The 2,061-nt window shown below is 58.2% G+C and carries 3 protein-coding genes; all 3 read right to left on the reverse strand.

Annotated elements, in window-relative coordinates; all coding sequences use genetic code 11:
- A partial coding sequence (locus tag IIC71_15170) for an aminotransferase class I/II-fold pyridoxal phosphate-dependent enzyme (GenBank protein MCH7670520.1) occupies nt 1-784 on the reverse strand: 784 nt, incomplete at its 3' end.
- A gap of 79 nt (nt 785-863) precedes the next feature.
- Nucleotides 864-1,799, reverse strand: a complete 936-nt coding sequence (locus tag IIC71_15175; protein ID MCH7670521.1) for a glycosyltransferase family 2 protein — start codon at nt 1,797-1,799, stop codon at nt 864-866.
- A gap of 17 nt (nt 1,800-1,816) precedes the next feature.
- On the reverse strand, nt 1,817-2,061 hold a 245-nt coding region (locus IIC71_15180; protein MCH7670522.1), incomplete at its 5' end, for an IS110 family transposase.

Consider the following 2,061-nt stretch of genomic DNA (forward strand, 5'->3'; position numbering starts at 1 on the left):
TTCGGCCAAGTGGGACGTCTGGCGTTGCGAACGGCATCTTTTCAGCGAGCGGTCTCAAACGCCGGTCATAGGTCTCATACAGTGGTTGCCGCTCTGCGCGGTTTTCGTCGATGTGTTCAAGTTGGGCGAGCAGAAACGCGGCCTGTAGTTCGCTCGGACAAAAACTAGATCCCGACTCAATCCAAGTGTACTTATCGACGACCCCGCGCAGCATCTTGGTTCTGTTCGTTCCACGCTCCCACATGTCCTCAGCGCGGTCGAACAACGAACCGTCGTTGAGAAACAGCGCACCACACAACCCAGCATGCAGATTTTTCGTTTCGTGAAACGAGATCGTGCCCATCGGGGCTATCGTCCCGAGCCACTCCTCGCCAATCTTGGCGTCGAGACCCTGCGCGGCATCTTCGACGATCGTGATGTCCGTACCCTCTGTGAGGCGCTCCAGGCCTTCCATATCTGCACCGATTCCGCCATAGTGCACCGGCACAATCGCGCGTGTCCGAGGAGTCAGGCGGCTTTCGACATCATCGACATCGATGTTCATGGTCGCAGGGTCGATCTCACAGAAAACGATGTTCGCACCGGTGCGGAGAAATGCGGATGCTGTTGTTGCGAACGTGTACGACGGGACAATCACTTCGTCACCAGGGCCGACTCCCGAGACGAGCGCCGCTAGTTCGAGCGCACCGGTGCAGCTGTGGGTGAGCAGAACGCTTGGTACACCGTACCGATTCTCAAGCAAACGTTGACATGCCTTTGTGTATGGACCGTTCCCTGCAAACACTCGTGTGTCAATGACGTCCTTGATTCACTCGAGTTCTGCTCCGGTCACGTGCGGTTCGTTGAACCTGATGACCCTTCGCTCAGTCATCGGTTGTTTCCCTGATAACCCACCGCGGCGGCCTGCGAACCTCTGACATCACAACCTCGATGTACCGGCCGAGTAGGCCCACCGACATCAGGGTCGCACCGCCGAAAAAGACGATCGGAAGAAATGTCGATGCCCACCCCGGCGGAGTGTCGGGACCGAGGAAGACGCGGACGAGGTAAACAGCACCGATGATCGCCGACACGAACGCCGTCACCAGGCCGAACCAGGCCACGAAGCGCAAAGGCAAGGTCGACGACTGTATGAAATTGTCGACAGTTAGCTTCACCGATTTCCTGAAGTTGAAGTTTGACTCGCCGATCTCGCGCGCTGAATGGGCGACGGGCACGTTGTGAATCGATTCCGCGACCTCGAACGGAAGCGACAGCATCACCGGATTTCGCGTGCCGTGCTCAAGCAGCGCGTCGACTACCCCTCGCCTCATTGCGCGAAAGCTGGTGTGGCGCAGACCCGACCCCTCGGGGACCGCCATGTCCTGCAACCAAGCGAATATACGGCTACCTATGGCCCGGAACCATCCATCCCGCCCGCGATCCCACGACCCGATGACGACATCCCAATCGGGATTATCTTTGAGTGCTCCGATCAATTTAGGCAACTCTTCGGGCGGGTGCTGAAGATCGTCGTCCATCGTGATCACAACATCCCCGTGCGATTGAGCAAGGCCGCACAATGTCGCGGCCATTTGACCGATATTCCTCTGCAATCTGACACCCTGAACAAGGGGGTAGTCCGCTGCAAGTTTTCCTATTCGATCCCAGGTATCGTCTGGCGAACGGTCATCAACCAGTATGATTTCGAGCGTGTTGCCGGTCGACTGGATAGTCTCGATTACGCGGGGTACAAGCAGCTCGAGCGAACCGCCGGCACGGTATGTCGGCACGACCACAGTGATGTCGACTCTAGACACCCCAGGCGCGGTTCTTGTCAAGCTGCTTTCGTGGTGACGGCTGGTTGGCGGTGTGCCCAGGCTGTGTCTTCGTTGTAGATGGTGCCGTGTTGGAGGCATCCGTGGAGTATCCCGACGAGGCGGTTCCCGAGGACGCGTAGCGCCTGGTGGTGGAGATCACCTTTGGCGCGTCGCTCGTCGTAGAACGCTCGGCATCCTTTGCTTCGGGTGATTGCGCAGAAGGCCCATTGGTCGATAGCGTCATAGAGACGCCGGTTACGCA

The sequence above is a fragment of the Acidobacteriota bacterium genome (assembly GCA_022562055.1).
GTDB lineage: Bacteria > Actinomycetota > Acidimicrobiia > Spongiisociales > UBA5794 > BMS3BBIN02.